Raw genomic sequence first — 16515 nt, 5'->3', positions numbered from 1 at the left:
TCGAACCCCGCGGCCCCATCGAGACCGAAGCAGCCCGCCGCCTCGCCGACGACCTCAAGAACGAGTGATCACCCGATTACCCAACACTTTCTCAGACGGTGGTGACGACCTCGTCGTAGGCCAGGCGCGGCGAGCGCGGGTACCAGGCGTTCTCGCCCGGCTTGCCGATGTTCACCACGGCCAGCACCGAGTGCTCGCCGTCGGCGAAGAACTCCTTGTTGATGCCCTCGGCGTCGTAGCCGGTCATCGGGCCGGCGGCCAGGCCGGCGGCGCGCACGCCGATGATGAAGTAGCCGGCCTGCAGGGCGCCGTTCATCGCGGCCGAGCTCTCACGGGCGGGGCGCTCGGTGAAGTAGTCCTTGGCACCGGGGAAGTGCGGGAAGACGGTCGGCAGCTCCTCGTGGAACTCGTTGTCCACGGCGAGGATGGCGGTCAGCGGGGCGGCGGAGGTCTTGGCCTTGTTGCCCTCGCCGAGGTGCTGGACCAGGCGCTCGCGGCCCTCGGCCGAGCGGACCAGCACGACGCGCAGCGGCTGCTGGTTCATCGCCGTCGGGCCGAACTTCACCAGCTCGTAGATCGCCTTGACCTGCTCGTCGGAGACGGGCTCGTCGGTGAAGGTGTTGGCGGTGCGGGCCTCACGGAAAAGCAGGTCCTGGGCGGCGACGTCGAGAACCAGGGCGTCGGTGGTCATGATCAATGCACCTCGGGGAGGAAGAAACGGTGGGGTCCGGTTGTTGTCCGCGATCGACCGCGGCCGATCGTTGAGTTTCAGCATAAATGAAGATTCAACTATTCCACCGCTGAATGTGACCTGTATCACCCGGGACCGGGCCCGGCGCCCGGGCCCGCCGGATCAGCCCTGCGGCGCGGCCCCCTCCTCGGCGGCCAGCGCCGCGTCCAGCCGCTCCCGGGCGCCGTCCAGCCAGCGCTGGCAGACCTTCGCCAGCTGCTCGCCGCGCTCCCACAGCGCCAGCGACTCCTCCAGCGAGGTGCCGCCGTTCTCCAGCTGCCGGACCACCTCCAGCAGCGCGTCCCGCGCGTGCTCGTAGCCCAGCGCGTCGTCCGCCGTCGGGGTCTGCACGGCCGCCGCCGTCGCGTCCTGCTCCTGATCTGCCATGACGCCAGGGTAGGGGCCGGGGCCGACACTGCGGACCGCCCCCGTGCGACCGCCGCCGGGCCGTCGGTCGCCGCCGCTCAGCCGCCGGCCACCGTGACGTCGAAGCCGCCGCCCGCCACCCGGGCGTGCAGCGCCTCGCCGGCCACGGCCTGCGCCGGATCGGTCACCACCGTGCCGTCGCCCCGCTGGAGCACCGCGTAGCCGCGCTCCAGGGTGGCCGCCGGGGAGAGCGCCACCACCCGGGCCAGGGTGTGCCCCAGGTCGCTCTGCGCGTGGTCCAGCCGGTGGCGCAGCGTGCGCCGGGACCGCTCCAGCAGCCCGGCCACCTCCTGCCCGCGCCCGTCCAGCATCCGCTGCGGCGCGGCCAGCACCGGGCGGCTGCGCACGCCGTCCAGCCCGTGCTGCTCGCGCTCCACCCGCGCCAGCACGTGCCGCCGGGCCCGGTCGCGCAGCTGGCGGACCTTGGCCAGCTCCTCGCCGACGTCCGGAACCACCCGTTTGGCGGCATCGGTCGGCGTGGAGGCGCGCAGGTCGGCGACGAAGTCCAGCAGCGGCTGGTCCGGCTCGTGGCCGATCGCGCTCACCACCGGCGTCCGGGCGGCGGCGACCAGCCGCACCAGGCCCTCGTCCGAGAACGGCAGCAGGTCCTCGACGCTGCCGCCGCCCCGGGCCACCACGATCACGTCCACCTCGGGGTGCTCGTCCAGCTCCCGGACGGCCGCGCTCACCCGCTCCACCGCGCTGACGCCCTGCACCGGCACGTTGCGGATCTCGAAGCGGACCGCCGGCCAGCGCCGCCGGGCGTTCTCCAGGACGTCCCGCTCGGCCGCCGAACCCCGGCCGGTCACCAGCCCCACGCACTGCGGCAGGAACGGCAGCGGCTTCTTGCGGTCCGCGGCGAACAGCCCCTCGCCGGCCAGCCGCCGCTTCAGCTGCTCCAGCCGGGCCAGCAGCTCGCCCAGCCCGACCAGCCGGATCTCGGCGGCCCGCAGCGAGAGCTGGCCGCGCGCCGCGTACCACTCGGGCTTGGCGTGCACGATCACCCGCGAGCCCTCCTGCACCGCGTCCGCGACCTGGTCGAAGACGGAGCGGAAGCACGTCACGGTCAGCGAGACGTCGGCCTGCGGGTCGCGCAGCGTCAGGAACACCACGCCCGCCCCCGGCCGCCGGCTGAGCTGGGTGATCTGGCCCTCCACCCAGACCGCGCCGAGCCGGTCGATCCAGCCCCCGATCAGCGCGGAGACCTTGCCGACCGGGAGCGGAGCTTCGGGGGAACTGGGATTCGCCATGCGTACGAGGCTATCGGCGCCCGCCGACAGCGGAAGCCCGCCGGCCGAGCAGCGCCAGCAGGCCGACCGCCAGCCAGACCAGCCCCACCACCTGCGCGGTCCCCGAGGCCTCGGCGACCACCGCGCCGATCACCGCCACGCCCAGCACCGGCACCACCACGTCCGCCAGCCGGTTGTGGGAGCGGTGCCGCACCGCGTACCAGCCCACCACCGACGCGTGCAGCAGCGTGAACGCGGTGAGCGCGCCGATGTTCACCACCGAGGTCAGCCGGTCGAGACCGTCGTCCCGGCCCGCCGCCCAGACCGCCGCCGCCAGGGTGACCGCCGCCGACACCAGCAGCGCCCGGCGGGGCACCGCCGAGCCCGGGTCCACCGCGCCCAGGAAGCGCGGCAGCCGCCCGTCGCGGCCCATCGCGAACAGCAGCCGCCCCGCCGCCGCCTGCCCGGCCAGCGCCGCGAACGCCGCACCGATCGCCTTGCTCGCCGCGACCAGCACGTGCAGCCAGTGCCCGACCGAGTCCTCCACCGCGTCGTAGAACGCCGACCCCTGCGCCGCCGGGTCCGCCGCCAGCTGCTGCGGGGTGAGCGGCTCCAGCAGCGCCGCCAGGTACGTCTGCGCCACGAACAGCACGCCGGCCAGCGCCAGGCACCAGAGCACCGCCCGCGCCACCGCCGCCGACGCGCCGACCGCCTCCTCCACGAAGGTCGCGATCGCGTCGAAGCCCAGGTAGGACAGCACCGCCACGGAGACCGCCGCGAGCACCGCGGTCGGCGAGAAGCCGCCGACCGCCGTGAACGGGGTCGCCCAGCCGCGCTGCGCGCCGCCCTGCGCCAGCACCACCACCGCCGCGACCACGAACACCGCCAGCACCGCCAGCTCCATCGCCAGCACCGCGAAGCCCGCCACGGCAGCCGTCCGCACCCCGGCCAGGTTGAGCCCGGTGGTCAGCACCACCGCGAGCGCCGTCCACACCCAGCGCGAGACGTCCGGCACCAGCGAGTTGAGTGCGATCCCGGAGAACAGGTAGGCCACCGCGGGGATCAGCAGGTAGTCGAGCATCGCCATCCAGCCGGCCACGAACCCGGCCGCGTCGCCCAGCCCGGCCCGCGCGTAGGCGTACACCGAACCGGTCCGCGGCACCGCCCGCACCATCCGGGCGTACGAGACGGCGGTGAACCCCATCGCCACGGTGGCCGCCAGGTAGACCGCGGCGACCGCCCCGTGGCTCTTGGCGTCGAGCACCCCGAACACGCCCACCGGGGCCATCGGGGCGATGAACAGCAGCCCGTACACCATCAGGTCACGCACGCCCAGGCTGCGCCGCAGCCCGTCCGGCCGGTCCGGGCCGCCCGGTTCGACTCGCTCGCTCATAGCTTCCACATTTGAGCACCTGTGACCGGTTCCGGCGCGAACGCGGCACCCGTCGGCGCGGCCGCGCTCCGCCCGTACGATGGAGCCATGTCCTCCAACACCGCGCAGCGCCGTGTCCTGCTCGCCGCCCCCCGGGGCTACTGCGCGGGCGTCGACCGCGCCGTGATCGCCGTGGAGAAGGCCCTGGAGCAGTACGGGGCCCCCATCTACGTCCGCAAGCAGATCGTCCACAACAAGTACGTGGTGCAGACCCTGGAGAAGAAGGGCGCGATCTTCGTCGACGAGACGGAGGAGGTGCCCGAGGGCTCGATCGTGGTCTTCTCGGCCCACGGCGTCGCCCCTTCGGTGCACGACGAGGCCCGGGCCGGCAAGCTCGCCACCGTCGACGCCACCTGCCCGCTGGTGACCAAGGTCCACAAGGAGGCCGTGCGCTTCGCCGACGAGGGCTTCGACATCCTGCTGGTGGGCCACGAGGGCCACGAGGAGGTCATCGGCACCATGGGCGAGGCCCCGGACCGGATCCACCTGGTGGACGGCGCCGAGGACGTCGCCAACGTGCAGGTCCGCGACGAGTCCAAGGTCGTCTGGCTCTCCCAGACGACGCTCTCGGTGGACGAGACCATGGCCACCGTCGGCGAGCTGAAGAAGCGCTTCCCGCTGCTGGTCAGCCCGCCCAGCGACGACATCTGCTACGCGACCCAGAACCGCCAGGTCGCCGTCAAGCAGATGGCCCCCGAGACCGACCTGCTGATCGTGGTCGGCTCGAAGAACTCCTCCAACTCCGTGCGCCTGGTCGAGGTGGGCCTGGAGTACGGCGCCAAGGCCGCCCACCTGGTGGACTTCGCCGAGGAGGTCCGTGAGGAGTGGCTGGAGGGCGTCACCACGGTCGGCCTGACCAGCGGCGCCTCGGTGCCGGAGGTCCTGGTCGAGGGCGTGCTGGAGTGGCTGGCCGCGCGCGGCTACGACGACGTCTCCACCGTCAAGACCGCCGAGGAGCACCTCGTCTTCTCGCTGCCCAAGGAGCTCCGCCGCGACCTGCGCGCCGAGGCCGCCGGCAAGCTCTAGGCCCTCCGGCCGGGCCTTCCGGCGCGGGACCCGGTGGCCCGTTCGGGTGCCGGGTCCTCCGCTGTGCGGGGCCGGGCGGGTTCTCGTAGGTTTTGTTCCGTGCACAGGCCTGTGGACGACTTCGGCGGAGGGCGGTCGTGATGACGGCGGTATTCGGTGTGGACATCGGCGGCTCGGGCATCAAGGGCGCCCCCGTCGACCTCGCCCGCGGCGTGCTCGCCCAGGAGCGGTGCAAGGTCCTCACCCCGCAGCCCTCCGCCCCGGAGGCCGTCGTCGCCGCCGTCCGCGAGGTGGTCCGCCACTTCGACCACCGGGGCCCGGTCGGCCTCACCTTCCCCGGCGTGGTCGTCGACGGCCGGACCGCGACCGCCGCCAACGTCGACAAGGGCTGGGTCGGCCTGGACGCCGCCGGCCTGTTCCGCGAGGCGCTCGACCTGCCGGCCGTGGTGCTCAACGACGCCGACGCGGCCGGCCTCGCCGAGACCGCCCACGGCGCCGGCCGGGGACAGTCCGGGGTGGTCCTGGTGCTCACCTTCGGCACCGGCATCGGCAGCGCCCTGTTCGTGGACGGCGCGCTGGTGCCCAACACCGAGCTCGGCCACCTGCAGATGCGCGGCAAGGACGCCGAACGGCGCGCCTCCTCGGCGGCCAAGGAGCGGCACGGGCTGAGCTGGACGCAGTGGGCCGGGCGGGTGGACGAGTACCTGGACATGGTGGAGATGCTCTTCTCGCCGCAGCTGATCGTGATCGGCGGCGGGGTGAGCCGCAAGCACGAGAAGTTCCTGCCGCTGCTGCGCGAGCGCACGGCGCGGGTGGTCCCGGCGGAGCTGCGCAACGACGCCGGCATCGTCGGCGCGGCCATGGCGGCGGCCCGCGCCACCGCCTGACCCTCCGTCCCGCCCCTCCCCGGCGGGCGGCGGATCAGCGCGCGCGGTGGATCCGCCGCTGGGCGACGAACCGGGCCAGCACGATCGCGGCGGCCAGCCCGGTCCCCGAGAACAGCCAGCCGGAACGGGTGGCGAGGTTGGTCGCCAGCGCCACCAGCTGTGCGGTGAACCCGGTGGAGGTGACCGGCCCGAACAGCAGCAGCGCCACGGCGAAGGCGATCGGTCCGCTGATCGGCGCGGCCAGCAGGTCGGCGTACCGGACCCGGACCGCCAGCTGGAAGCAGACCAGCAGGTAGCCGATGCCGAACAGGACCCCGGGGGCGCCGAAGGCCAGCCGGTCGAGGCCCGCCACCGCCACCGTCGCCGCCAGCGCGACCACCCCGGTGCCGACCGCGGTCAGCCGGGCCGGCCGACCGCTGCGCCGCCGTCCGTAGAGCTGTCCGGCGAGCCGGGGCCGGTCGGGCGGCGCGGACACGGCGCGTAGCCGCGACCCCGGTCCGCCGCCCCGACCGGCGGCCTTGCCCGCAGGCTTCCCGGCGTTCCTCCCGCGGGCCCTCCCGGCCGGATCGGCCGGTTCCTCCGCGCTCTCACGGGCTCTGCCCGGCCCGGGGACGGCGGCCCCGGCCGCGCCGTTCGGCGGTCGGCGTCTGGGCCCTGGCGGCTGGGTACGGATGCTCTGCTCCACCCACCCAACGTACGGTCCGATCATCGCCACACTGTGTAATGGGCTGTCGGGGCTTGGTCCGTGTCCCCGGACGGAGTATTGGTGTGACCGCCGCCCGGCCGGGCCGCCGTCGCCGGGGCGGCGGACGCCCGACCCGCTGCCCGTAGACTGGGGGACCGGTCCGGCGTCCGGGCCGGCCCAACTCCTCCAAGCCCACGGGACTGCGCTTCATGTCGCTCACGATCGGAATCGTCGGCCTGCCGAACGTCGGCAAGTCGACCCTGTTCAACGCCCTGACCAAGAACGACGTGCTGGCGGCCAACTACCCGTTCGCCACCATCGAGCCCAACGTCGGCGTCGTCGGCGTCCCGGACGAGCGGCTGGACAAGCTCGCCGAGATCTTCGGCTCGCAGCGCATCCTCCCGGCCACCGTCGACTTCGTCGACATCGCGGGCATCGTCCGCGGCGCCAGCGAGGGCGAGGGCCTGGGCAACAAGTTCCTCGCGAACATCCGCGAGTCGGACGCCATCTGCCAGGTCGTGCGCGCCTTCACCGACCCCGACGTGGTCCACGTGGACGGCAAGGTGTCCCCCAAGGACGACATCGAGACCATCCACACCGAGCTGATCCTGGCCGACCTCCAGACCATCGAGAAGGTCCTGCCCCGGCTCCAGAAGGAGGCGCGCCTCAAGAAGGACACCGCCCCCGTCCTGGCCGCCGCCGAGGCCGCCCAGGCGATCCTGGAGACCGGCAAGACCCTCTTCGAGGCCGGCTTCGACACCGCCCCGATCCGCGAGCTGCACCTGCTGACCGCCAAGCCCTTCCTCTACGTCTTCAACGTCGACGAGGACGAGCTGGGCGACGAGGACTTCAAGCAGGCCCAGCGCGACCTGGTCGCCCCCGCCGAGGCCATCTTCCTCAACGCCAAGATCGAGTCCGAGCTGATCGAGCTGGAGGACGCCGAGGCCCTGGAGCTCCTCCAGTCCATGGGCCAGGACGAGCCCGGCCTCGCCACCCTCGCCCGCGTCGGCTTCGACACCCTCGGCCTGCAGACCTACCTCACCGCCGGCCCCAAGGAAGCCCGCGCCTGGACCATCAAGAAGGGCGCCACCGCCCCCGAGGCCGCCGGTGTGATCCACACCGACTTCCAGAAGGGCTTCATCAAGGCCGAGGTCATCTCCTTCACCGACCTCGTCGAGACCGGCTCCCTCCCCGAGGCCCGCGCCAAGGGCAAGGCCCGCATCGAGGGCAAGGACTACATCATGCAGGACGGCGACGTCGTGGAGTTCCGCTTCAACGTGTGACCGCCTGAGTGCCTTGAGCTAGATGATCTGTCAAATGCATAGGTCGAACGAGGCTCGCCCCTCTTGGGGCGAGTCCCGTTCTCTTTTCCGTGTTGACTTTTCGGCCTGCTGGACCCCTCTCTCGATGGTACGTTATGTGGTACCAGTCATGGAGGGAGTTCAGTCGATGTCGATCACTGCCAGCGAGGCACGCAAGGCTCTCTTCCCGTTGATCAAGAAGGTCAACGACGATCACGAGGCCATCGAGATCGTCTCCAAGCACGGAAATGCCGTACTCGTCTCGGCCGAGGACTATGCCGCCCTGCGTGAAGGTTCCTACCTGTTGCGCTCGCCCGTGAATGCCCGCCGCTTGCTCAAGGCGTACGAGAACGCCCTTGGCGGCATAGGGCTTTCCGAGCGGGAGCTCATCGACCCTGATGCGGCGGATGTCGAGAAGGGCGCCGCGTGAGGCTCGTCTTCGAAGAGACCGGCTGGGAGGACTACACATCCTGGCTCAAGAGCGACCGCAAGATGCTCGCCCGGATCAACAAGCTCATCGAGGACGTCCTGCGTGACCCGTTCACCGGGATCGGCAAGCCCGAGCCGCTGAAGTACCACTTGCCTGGGGCCTGGTCGCGGCGGATCGACGACGAGCATCGGCTCGTCTACCTGGTCACGGACCGAGAGATCATCATCCTGGCTGCCCGCTACCACTACTGATCGTCAGTTGCGGGTTCGCGTTACCGTGCTGGTTCTGTGCTGACATCGTTCGTCGGCAGGGGTGTTTGCGCAGGTCACAGCGGTGTTATGGCAACTCCGCTTCAACGTCTGAGGACTCCGCCGTCCGACGCCCGAACTCCACCACGCCGCGGGTGTGGTGGAGTTCGGGCGTCAACGGGGGTGTCAGGGCGTGTGGAAGCCGCGGCCGGTCTTTCGGCCCAGGTGGCCCAGGGCGGTCAGGCCGACGAGGGCGGGGGACGGGGCGAAGTCCTCGGTGCCGAAGGACTCGTGCAGCCGTCGGAGGATGGCGAGCGACACGTCGAGCCCCACCGTGTCGAGGAGGGCGAACGGGCCCAGGGGGAAGCCCAGCAGCGACTCGACGGAGGAGTCGACCTCCGCCACGCCGAGGGACGGGCTGCCCTCCAGTGCCTGGACGGCGTGGTTCAGGTAGGGGAAGAGCAGGTAGTTGACGATGAATCCGGTCCGGTCGGTGCAGTCGACGGCGGTCTTCCCGAGGGCGGCGCAGACGGCGTGGACGGTGGCGTGGGCCGTGTCGCCCGTCGCCTCGGTGCGCACGACCTCGACCAGGCGCATCACCTGGGCCGGGTTGAAGAAGTGCATGCCGATCACGTCCTCGGGCCGGCCGGTGGAGGCCGCGCACTCGGCGACGGAGAGGCTGGACGTGGTGGTCGCGAGCACCGCGCCGGGGCGGCACACCTTGTCGAGCTGCTCGAAGACCGCCCGCTTGACCGGCAGGTCCTCGACCACCGCCTCGATGACCAGGTCGCAGTCGAAGAGGACGGACGGCTCGTGGTCCGCGTGGACGCGGGCGAGCGCCGTGCGCGCGGCGTCGGCGTCGAGCCGGCCCCGCTCGACCGACCGCGCCAGGGACGAACCGATGGCCGCGCGCGCGAACTCCGCCCGGTCGAGGGTCCGGCCCACCAGGGTGGTTCCCACTCCGGCGAGGGCCAGGGACTGCGCGATGCCGCGGGCCATGGTGCCGGTGCCGACGATGCCCACGTGCCCGACGGCCGGGTCCCCGCCCGTCGAACGGCGCTGCGCCCCGGACCCGGTACGCCGGCCGGACGCGTCGTAGGTGTGGAAGCCCCGTCCGCTCTGGCGTCCCAGCCGTCCGGCCGCGATCATCCGCTCCAGCAAGGCGGGCGGGCGGTGGTGCGCGAGGCCGGTGCGCCGGTGCAGCTCGTCGAGCTCCCGGTGCACGGTGTCGACGCCGATGGCGTCGAGCATCTCGAACGGGCCGGCGGGCAGGCCGCACCCGAGCCGCATCGCGGTGTCGATGTCCTCGCAGGAGGCGTACCCCTCCTCGTGCAGCGCGACGGCGCGGCCGAGGTAGGGCAGCAGCAGCTCCCGGGCGACGGCCGGGTCGGCGCCCTGCGGTGCGACCGCGTGCCCGAGCAGCGGCAGGAGTTCCTCGACCGCCGCGACGGCCTCGGGCGCGCTCATCGTGGTGCCGACGACCTGCGCCCCCGCCCTCGGGGACGACGGAACGGCGAAGCGCAGCCCGACCAGGCGCTCCGGGCGGCCGGAGGCGATGGCGAGCGCCGGCACCGACAGCGAGGCCGCCGTCGTGACCAGCGCGGTGACGCCCGGGCGCAGCGCCCCCAGGCGGCGCAGCACGTCCTCCTTGGCGTCCGTGTGCCGGGACACCGCCTCGATGACCACGTCGGCCCCGCCCAGCCGCCCGAACTCGCCGCTCACGTCGGCGGTGCCGGCCCGCGGGCGCACTCTTGCGACGACGTCCGGATCGCTGTCGACACCGATCACCCGGACACCGCTCGCGTCGAGTGCGCGCAGCAGGCTCTGTCCCAGTGAACCCAGGCCGACGATGCCGACCACCATGTGTTGCTGAACCACGCTCAGAGTCCCCTCAGCTTCGTGAATCGATCGACCTGCGTACGGCGGGCGGCCCGGTCAGTGCCCGCTCGGCACGGCGCCGGCCGCGGTGCCGTCGGCCGGGGCGGACGTGCGGAAGCGGTTGACGGCGTCGAGGTGTTCGGCCCGCAGGGCGTGGTCGCGCACCCCCAGGCCCTCCCGGGGCGCGAGGGCGAGGACGCCGATCTTGCCCTGGTGCACGTTGTGGTGGACGTCCCACGCCGCCTGGCCGGTGTCCTTGAGGGAGTACGTCCTCGACAGGGTCGGGTGGATCCTGCCCTTGACGATGAGGCGGTTGGCCTCCCACGCCTCGCGGTAGTTGGCGAAGTGCGAGCCGACGATCCGCTTGAGCGACATCCAGAGGTACCGGTTGTCGTACTCGTGCAGGTACCCGGAGGTGGAGGCGCAGGTGACGACCGTGCCGCCCTTGCGGGTGACGTAGACGGAGGCGCCGAAGGTCTCCCGGCCGGGGTGCTCGAAGACGATGTCGACGTCCTCGCCGCCGGTCAGCTCGCGGATGCGCGAGCCGAACCGCTTCCACTCCCTGGGGTCGTGCGTCCGCTCGTCCTTCCAGAACCGGAAGTCCTCCGCGGAGCGGTCGATGACGGCCGTGGCGCCCATCGCCCGGCACAGCTCGGCCTTGCGCGCGCTGGAGACCACGCAGATCGGATTGGCGCCGCCGGCCAGGACGAGCTGTGTCGCGTACGACCCCAGGCCGCCGCTGGCGCCCCAGACGAGGACGTTGTCGCCCTGCTTCATGCCCGCGCCGTTGCGGGAGACGAGCTGGCGGTAGGCGGTCGAGTTGACCAGCCCGGAGCCGGCGGCCTCCTCCCAGGTCAGCCGCTCGGGCTTGGGCATCAGCTGGTTCGCCCTGACCAGTGCGATCTCGGCGAGGCCGCCGAAGTTGGTCTCGTAGCCCCAGATCCGCTGCTCGGGGTCGAGCATCGTGTCGTTGTGGCCGTCCGAACCCTCCAGGTCGACGGAGAGGCAGTGCGCCACCACCCGGTCGCCGGGCTGCCACCGCCGGACGCCGGGGCCGGTGCGCAGGACGACGCCGGCCAGGTCGGAACCGATCGCGTGGTACTCCCGGTCGTGGCGCGCGGCCGAACCGCCGGTGCGCGCGTAGCGTTCCAGCAACGCGAAGGTGGACACCGGTGAGCCGAGCGCGCTCCACACGGTGTTGTAGTTGATGGCGCTGGCCATGACCGCGACCAGGACCTCGCCCACCCCGGGCTCCGGGGTGGGGACCTCGGCATGGTGGATGGATTTCCGGGTGTCGCGGTCCGGGGCCGGTATGCCCTCGAACATGTCGCGCTCGCTGCGGAACAGTACGGCCGCCCGGTGCGACTCGGGAATCTCCAGTGCGGCGAAGTCTTCGGAGACTGCGTCGGGCGACTCGACCGCCTCGATGATGTGCTGCATCACGGACCTCTCTGTCGAATTTCGGTGAGAACTGGGACAGGCGACGGCCGGGCCGGCCCGCCGAATTCGACGGATTTCCGGGGAAACAGCCGTGTGTCCACGCCAACAAGGGGCTCACGAAAAGAGGGCGCGTATCAGACACACCGGCCGGCGGAGGAGGAGCCGCGTGCGGAGGAGGCGGCGTCTGGGTGCTTTTTCGACACGCATTCTCACGCTAGCAGCGGACACCGATCACGAACAAGCACGGTTTTCCGTGGACGTGCGCGCGGTCCGATCGCCGGTTCCGGGTGTCCGCATCCCGCTCCTGGCCGGTCGGGGCCGTGTTGCCCACGGCCCCGGCCGGCGGGCCGGCGGAGTCCGTGATCGGCGAGGTTAGCGAGGTGCAAGCACGATGCGAGAAGCGCTTGGAACACTGATGGTCGAACGATTACCTCAGCGGGCGACGTCGAGGAGCGGAGGAGAGGCCGGAGGCAAGGGAGGGTGCGGCCTTCGCGGGCTGTGAGGACGATCAGGAACCGGACCCGGTCTACGGGGAGCGGGGCGTCCAACTCGCTGGATAGGAGGTGCGGAGGACTCTCCTGTCCTTGTTGAGGATGGCCTCGTGGAGCTGGCGCAACGACCGTCCCGGACGCAGTCCGAGACTGTCGGTGAGGTCGCGGGCCCGCTCGTAGACGTGGAGGGCGTCGGCCTGCCGCTGGGACCGGTACAGGGCGAGCATCAGGTGCTGGTAGAACACCTCGTGGTGCGGGTGATCGGCGATCAGCGAATACAGCAGGCTGATCATTTCTCGGTGACGGTCGAGGAGGAAGTTCGACACGATCAGCATCTCCAGGCATTCCAGTCGCAGTTCGTTGATGCGCTGGATGAAGCTGTTGACGGTCGGGCCCCCCTGCAGGCCGTCGAGCGGGGACCCGCGCCAGATGGAGAGGGCCTCCTTGAGGGCGGCGTTGGCCTCTTTCGCCCTGCCGGACGCGAGTTCGCGGCGGCCCAGTTTGAGGGCCTGCTCGAAGACGTGGAGATCGAGTTCGTCGGCTCCGAGGTGGAGCACGTAGCCCGAAGTCCGTGTGGCGATCATGTCGTCGCGTTCGCTCGCCTGGGCGAGCAGCTTGCGTAACTGTGAGACGTAGGCGTAGAGACTGGCCGAGGCGTGCTTCGGTTGGTCCTCGTCCCACAGTTCTGCGAGGAGATCCTTCGTCGGGACGATCTGGTCGGATCTGATGAGCATCGTCGCCAGTATGATCTCGACTTTTCGAGTGCTGGAAGCGAACTCTTTCTCTCCCGATTTTATCCTTAAAGACCCCAGAATCTCATATCGCATTTGACGAACCTTCGTTACCTTCCAGGGCAGCGGGCGTGGCTGCTTTTGGCGGGCTTCTCTCGGGGACATCTGAAGGGAATTCAAGCACGAAGGGGGTGCGGAGCGCGTTGCGCCGCGCGAAACCGCAGGCAGCTTGCCCCTTCGGACAAACGCGGCGTGCCCCTTCGGACAATCATCGCGAACGGTCGCACAGGTGCTGTGGATTGTAAAGCGGACTGCTCGGCCGTCGGGCGCCGGGCCGGGTCCGCGAACCGTCGATCGGCGGCACTCGGGCGTTCGCGGAGTGCCGCCTTCCCATTCCCGGCCTGGAATGTCGCTTTTGCGGCTCGCGGCGTCGGCGGACCGGTCCGTGACCAGGCCTGATACCTCGCCGGCCGGTCCGCTGGAAGCTTTGTGACAGATGGCTGTTAGCGCGGAAACCTACGATATCCGCGCTGGAAGGGCCGGGACGGTCTCACTGTGGGCGACCGGTTTTCCTCCGTTGCGGGCGGAAATGAGGAGAATGGTGGAACCTGTCGTGCCCTCGGGCCCCGTGCCCGATATCACAGATGATCTGCTCCGGCTGTTTTCATCCGGCCAGGCGGTGGCGAGATATCCACGCATCGCCGGCCTGCTCTCGGCGGCGGAACCGGCGGACTTCGTGCGCGCGTGCCACCAGCTCGCGCGGCTCGACCCCGACGAAGTGCTGAAGGCCCACCCCGAGAGCACGGCCGTCACCGTCGCCGTCACCGGCCACGGCACCCTGTCGACGCTCGTACCGCCGCTCACCGGAGAGCTGGCCAGGCACGGACTGGTCCTGCGCCCGTTCGTGAGCGACTTCGACAGCTACGTCTTCGACCTCCTGGACCAGGACAGCGAGCTCTACCGCCGCGGCGCCGACCTGACGCTCTGCGTGCTCGACCCGATGATCGTCTTCGACGAGGTGCCGGTCCCCTGGCGGCCGGCCGACGTCGAGAAGGTCCTCGACGACAAGCTCCGCACCCTGGAGCGGATCACGGCCGCCTTCACGGCCGGCGCCCACGGGACGCTCGTCCTCAACACCATGCCACTGCCCCGGCAGTTCACCGCCCAGCTCGTCGACCACCGCTCCAGGAGCGAACTGGGGGCGGTCTGGCGCGAGGCCAACGCCCGGCTGCTGCGGATGGCGGCCGACGCGCCCGGCCTCGTCGTGATCGACCTGGACCCGCTGGTGGCCGAGGGCATCGCGGTCACCGACCCGCGGCTGAGCACCTACGCCAAGGCCCACCTGTCGGCCGAACTGCTGGCCCGGTACGCCCGGGAGATCGGCCACCTGGCGCGGCACACCGCGGGGAGGAGCAAGAAGTGCCTCGTCCTCGACCTGGACGGCACGCTGTGGGGAGGAGTGCTCGGCGACGACGGCGTCGAGGGCATCGAACTGTCCGGCAGCCCCAAGGGCGAGGCGTTCAACGGCGTCCAGCGCGTGGTGAAGCAGATCGGCTCCCAGGGCGTCCTGGTCGCGGTGGTGAGCAAGAACGAGATCACGCTGGTGCGCGAGGCCTTCCGGGAGCGCCAGGACTCGGTGCTGCGCGAGGACGACATGGTCCGCATCATCGCCAACTGGCGTCCCAAGCACGACAACCTGACCGAACTCGCGCAGACGCTCAACCTCGGCGTGGACAGCTTCGTCTTCGTCGACGACAGCGCCCTCGAATGCGGCCTCGTCCGGAGCGAACTGCCCGGGGTCGCCGTCGTACGGGTGGACGGCGACCCCGCGCTGCACGTCGGGAAGATCCTGCGGGACGGCTGGTTCGACACCCCGGTCCTGACCGTCGAGGACCGGCAGCGGGTCGTCAGGTACCAGGAGGAACTCGTCCGGAAGGACTTCCTGGACAGCTTCGACTCGGTCCAGGACTTCCTGCGCGAGCTGAAGGTCACCGTCCGGCTGGCCGCCGTCCAGGACGCCGAGATCCCGCGCGTGTCGCAACTGACCCTGCGCACCAACCAGTTCAACCTCACGACCAGCCGCCTCCAGCAGGCCCAGGTGCGGGAACTGGCGGAGGACCCCGCCGCACGGGTGCTGACGATCCACTCCGGGGACCGCTTCGGCGACAACGGACTCGTCGGCGCCCTGTTCACCAGGCAGGACGGGGACACCCTGCACATCGACAACTTCGTCCTGAGCTGCCGGGTGTTCTCACGCGGCATCGAACAGGCCGCCCTCGCCGCCGTCCTGGAACGGGCCAAGGCCGACGGCGTCCAGGCCGTGTACGGAACCTACCGCCCCACCAAGAAGAACGGCGCGGTGAAGGACCTCTATCCGCGCTACGGGTTCACACCCGCGGCGGAGGACGGGGCCGCGCTCGTGTTCCGTCACGACCTTCATCAGATACCCGACCGACCGGAACACGTGTCGCTCCACGAGGAACTGTAGGTGGAATGTGATGAACATCGATGAATTCGTCTCGATCGTGCGCGACGAGCTCGGGATCCCCCTCACGGAACAGGACGTCGAGCTGAGCTTCGACGAACTGCCCGGCTGGGACTCCGTGCAGATGCTGTGGCTGCTCACCATCCTGGAACAGCGCACGGGTAAGAGCCTCTCCCTGCCGGACATGCTGGAGGCCCCCAGCCTCGCCGGGCTCCACACCCTCGTGGTGGCCCAGTGAACGCCGCACCCCTGGCCCCGGAGCGGCGGCCCACCCTGTACTTCCTCGAACACATCAGATCGTTCGCCCCGGTCTTCCTGGACACGGAGGTCGACATGACGGCCGTGCGGCGGCACCGGGCCGCCGCACGCGCGGCGGGGGAGCACCTCTCCCTCGTCTCCTACGTCGTCCATGCCGCGGGGCGGGTGCTGGCGGCGCACCCCGAGGCCAACGCGGCCGTCCGGGGCACCTTCGCACCGAAGGTCGCCAGGTTCTCCGGCGTCTCGGGCAAGGTCACGTTCGACAAGACGGTCAACGGCCGGCGGGTGGTCCTGTCCACCGTGCTGCCGGACGTGCACGTGGCCGACCAGGCGGACATCCAGCGGCAGATCGAGTTCGTCCGGGACGGCGACCCGGAGACCATGCCGCAGTTCGCGAAGGTCAGGGCGCTCCGCAGGCTGCCCGTCCCGCTGGGACGGCTGGCCTTCCGCGCGGGCATCCGCGGCCTGGGCAAGCGGCCGCAGCTGGTCGGGACCTTCGCGGTCACCTCGCTGGGGCACCGGGCCGTGGACGGCTTCCACTCGGTGGGCGGCACGACCGTCACGCTCGGCGTCGGCCGGATGTCCGACCGCCCGGTCGTCCGGGACGGATCGATCACCATCGCCCCGATGATGCGCCTCAGCCTCGCCTTCGACCACCGCGTCATCGACGGCGCGGAGGCGGCGGACGTGCTGACCGACCTGAAGACGCGGCTGGAGGAGTTCGGGTCCGGGGCCGCCGCGGAGCCGGCCGCCGCGCACCTGGACGACGTGCCGGCGGCACCGCGGAGCTGACTCCGCCCCTCGGGCGCGCACAGGGCGGTTCCGCTCACGGCGAAGG

16 protein-coding genes are annotated in these 16515 nt (G+C 71.2%); 8 read left to right on the top strand and 8 right to left on the bottom strand.

From position 1 onward, the window contains the following. Nucleotides 1-91 precede the first annotated feature (91 nt). The 4 genes from ACFU74_RS29685 to ACFU74_RS29670 form a co-directional block, all read right to left on the bottom strand. Complete coding sequence (locus ACFU74_RS29685) at nucleotides 92-691, bottom strand: malonic semialdehyde reductase (protein ID WP_380762211.1); 600 nt, start codon at nucleotides 689-691, stop codon at nucleotides 92-94. A 162-nt stretch (nucleotides 692-853) separates the two neighbouring features. Beyond that, nucleotides 854-1117, bottom strand: coding sequence for an exodeoxyribonuclease VII small subunit (locus tag ACFU74_RS29680; protein WP_380762209.1), 264 nt, complete (start codon nucleotides 1115-1117; stop codon nucleotides 854-856). A 77-nt stretch (nucleotides 1118-1194) separates the two neighbouring features. Then, nucleotides 1195-2406: an exodeoxyribonuclease VII large subunit gene (gene xseA / locus ACFU74_RS29675; protein ID WP_380762207.1), complete on the bottom strand. Its 1212-nt coding sequence runs from the start codon at nucleotides 2404-2406 to the stop codon at nucleotides 1195-1197. 10 nt (nucleotides 2407-2416) lie between these two features. Next, nucleotides 2417-3778 carry an APC family permease gene (locus ACFU74_RS29670; protein WP_380762205.1) on the bottom strand — a complete coding sequence of 454 codons (1362 nt, stop codon included), beginning with the start codon at nucleotides 3776-3778 and terminating at the stop codon, nucleotides 2417-2419. 87 nt (nucleotides 3779-3865) lie between these two features. Here ACFU74_RS29670 and ACFU74_RS29665 point away from each other — a divergent pair, with 87 nt between their 5' ends. After that, nucleotides 3866-4843: a 4-hydroxy-3-methylbut-2-enyl diphosphate reductase gene (locus ACFU74_RS29665; protein WP_380762203.1), complete on the top strand. Its 978-nt coding sequence runs from the start codon at nucleotides 3866-3868 to the stop codon at nucleotides 4841-4843. A gap of 140 nt (nucleotides 4844-4983) precedes the next feature. Then, a complete protein-coding gene (gene ppgK, locus ACFU74_RS29660; RefSeq protein WP_380762201.1) occupies nucleotides 4984-5730 on the top strand; it encodes a polyphosphate--glucose phosphotransferase in 747 nt (248 codons plus the stop codon). 34 nt (nucleotides 5731-5764) lie between these two features. Here ppgK and ACFU74_RS29655 read toward each other — a convergent pair whose 3' ends face one another. After that, complete coding sequence (locus ACFU74_RS29655; protein WP_380762199.1) at nucleotides 5765-6205, bottom strand: DUF6542 domain-containing protein; 441 nt, start codon at nucleotides 6203-6205, stop codon at nucleotides 5765-5767. 419 nt (nucleotides 6206-6624) lie between these two features. Here ACFU74_RS29655 and ychF point away from each other — a divergent pair, with 419 nt between their 5' ends. From ychF to ACFU74_RS29640, 3 genes are all read left to right on the top strand, one after another. Continuing rightward, nucleotides 6625-7698, top strand: a complete 1074-nt coding sequence (gene ychF / locus ACFU74_RS29650) for a redox-regulated ATPase YchF (RefSeq protein WP_380762197.1) — start codon at nucleotides 6625-6627, stop codon at nucleotides 7696-7698. A gap of 166 nt (nucleotides 7699-7864) precedes the next feature. Continuing rightward, nucleotides 7865-8146 carry a type II toxin-antitoxin system Phd/YefM family antitoxin gene (locus ACFU74_RS29645; RefSeq protein WP_375983048.1) on the top strand — a complete coding sequence of 94 codons (282 nt, stop codon included), beginning with the start codon at nucleotides 7865-7867 and terminating at the stop codon, nucleotides 8144-8146. Next, on the top strand, nucleotides 8143-8397 hold the full coding sequence (locus tag ACFU74_RS29640; protein ID WP_363650855.1) for a Txe/YoeB family addiction module toxin: 255 nt from the start codon (nucleotides 8143-8145) through the stop codon (nucleotides 8395-8397). The genes ACFU74_RS29645 and ACFU74_RS29640 overlap by 4 nt, the downstream gene beginning before the upstream one ends. A 183-nt stretch (nucleotides 8398-8580) precedes the next feature. Here ACFU74_RS29640 and ACFU74_RS29635 read toward each other — a convergent pair whose 3' ends face one another. From ACFU74_RS29635 to ACFU74_RS29625, 3 genes are all read right to left on the bottom strand, one after another. Next, on the bottom strand, nucleotides 8581-10272 hold the full coding sequence (locus tag ACFU74_RS29635) for a 3-hydroxyacyl-CoA dehydrogenase family protein (RefSeq protein WP_380762194.1): 1692 nt from the start codon (nucleotides 10270-10272) through the stop codon (nucleotides 8581-8583). A gap of 57 nt (nucleotides 10273-10329) precedes the next feature. Beyond that, a complete protein-coding gene (gene ccrA / locus ACFU74_RS29630; RefSeq protein ID WP_380762213.1) occupies nucleotides 10330-11712 on the bottom strand; it encodes a crotonyl-CoA carboxylase/reductase in 1383 nt (460 codons plus the stop codon). 526 nt (nucleotides 11713-12238) lie between these two features. Continuing rightward, nucleotides 12239-13030, bottom strand: coding sequence for a BTAD domain-containing putative transcriptional regulator (locus tag ACFU74_RS29625; RefSeq protein ID WP_380762192.1), 792 nt, complete (start codon nucleotides 13028-13030; stop codon nucleotides 12239-12241). A 532-nt stretch (nucleotides 13031-13562) separates the two neighbouring features. On the opposite strand from ACFU74_RS29625, the gene ACFU74_RS29620 reads away from it, so the two are divergent. From ACFU74_RS29620 to ACFU74_RS29610, 3 genes are read left to right on the top strand one after another with little or no spacing between them, the layout of a single operon-like run. After that, entirely contained in the window at nucleotides 13563-15422 is a 1860-nt protein-coding gene (locus ACFU74_RS29620; RefSeq protein ID WP_380762190.1) for an HAD-IIIC family phosphatase, read from the top strand. Between the two features lie 10 nt (nucleotides 15423-15432). Then, nucleotides 15433-15657 (top strand): acyl carrier protein, encoded by a 225-nt coding sequence (locus ACFU74_RS29615; RefSeq protein WP_380762188.1) that lies wholly within the window; start codon nucleotides 15433-15435, stop codon nucleotides 15655-15657. Continuing rightward, nucleotides 15654-16469: a 2-oxo acid dehydrogenase subunit E2 gene (locus ACFU74_RS29610; protein WP_380762186.1), complete on the top strand. Its 816-nt coding sequence runs from the start codon at nucleotides 15654-15656 to the stop codon at nucleotides 16467-16469. Before ACFU74_RS29615 ends, ACFU74_RS29610 begins: the two co-directional genes overlap by 4 nt. Nucleotides 16470-16515: the final 46 nt, after the last annotated feature.

It is taken from the genome of Kitasatospora sp. NPDC057500 (assembly GCF_042802195.1).
In the GTDB taxonomy this organism is placed as follows: domain Bacteria; phylum Actinomycetota; class Actinomycetes; order Streptomycetales; family Streptomycetaceae; genus Kitasatospora.
The sequence above is the reverse complement of the archived record's forward strand: the minus strand, read 5'-3'. Positions and strand labels throughout refer to the sequence as shown.

What these genes read in the sequence shown, in the direction of transcription:
- ACFU74_RS29685 (WP_380762211.1), bottom strand. Translation starts at nt 691, where the DNA reads ATGACCACCGACGCCCTGGTTCTCGACGTCGCCGCCCAGGACCTGCTT.
- ACFU74_RS29680 (WP_380762209.1), bottom strand. Translation starts at nt 1,117, where the DNA reads ATGGCAGATCAGGAGCAGGACGCGACGGCGGCGGCCGTGCAGACCCCG.
- xseA (WP_380762207.1), bottom strand. Translation starts at nt 2,406, where the DNA reads ATGGCGAATCCCAGTTCCCCCGAAGCTCCGCTCCCGGTCGGCAAGGTC.
- ACFU74_RS29670 (WP_380762205.1), bottom strand. Translation starts at nt 3,778, where the DNA reads ATGAGCGAGCGAGTCGAACCGGGCGGCCCGGACCGGCCGGACGGGCTG.
- ACFU74_RS29665 (WP_380762203.1), top strand. Translation starts at nt 3,866, where the DNA reads ATGTCCTCCAACACCGCGCAGCGCCGTGTCCTGCTCGCCGCCCCCCGG.
- ppgK (WP_380762201.1), top strand. Translation starts at nt 4,984, where the DNA reads ATGACGGCGGTATTCGGTGTGGACATCGGCGGCTCGGGCATCAAGGGC.
- ychF (WP_380762197.1), top strand. Translation starts at nt 6,625, where the DNA reads ATGTCGCTCACGATCGGAATCGTCGGCCTGCCGAACGTCGGCAAGTCG.
- ACFU74_RS29645 (WP_375983048.1), top strand. Translation starts at nt 7,865, where the DNA reads ATGTCGATCACTGCCAGCGAGGCACGCAAGGCTCTCTTCCCGTTGATC.
- ccrA (WP_380762213.1), bottom strand. Translation starts at nt 11,712, where the DNA reads ATGCAGCACATCATCGAGGCGGTCGAGTCGCCCGACGCAGTCTCCGAA.
- ACFU74_RS29625 (WP_380762192.1), bottom strand. Translation starts at nt 13,030, where the DNA reads ATGCGATATGAGATTCTGGGGTCTTTAAGGATAAAATCGGGAGAGAAA.
- ACFU74_RS29615 (WP_380762188.1), top strand. Translation starts at nt 15,433, where the DNA reads ATGAACATCGATGAATTCGTCTCGATCGTGCGCGACGAGCTCGGGATC.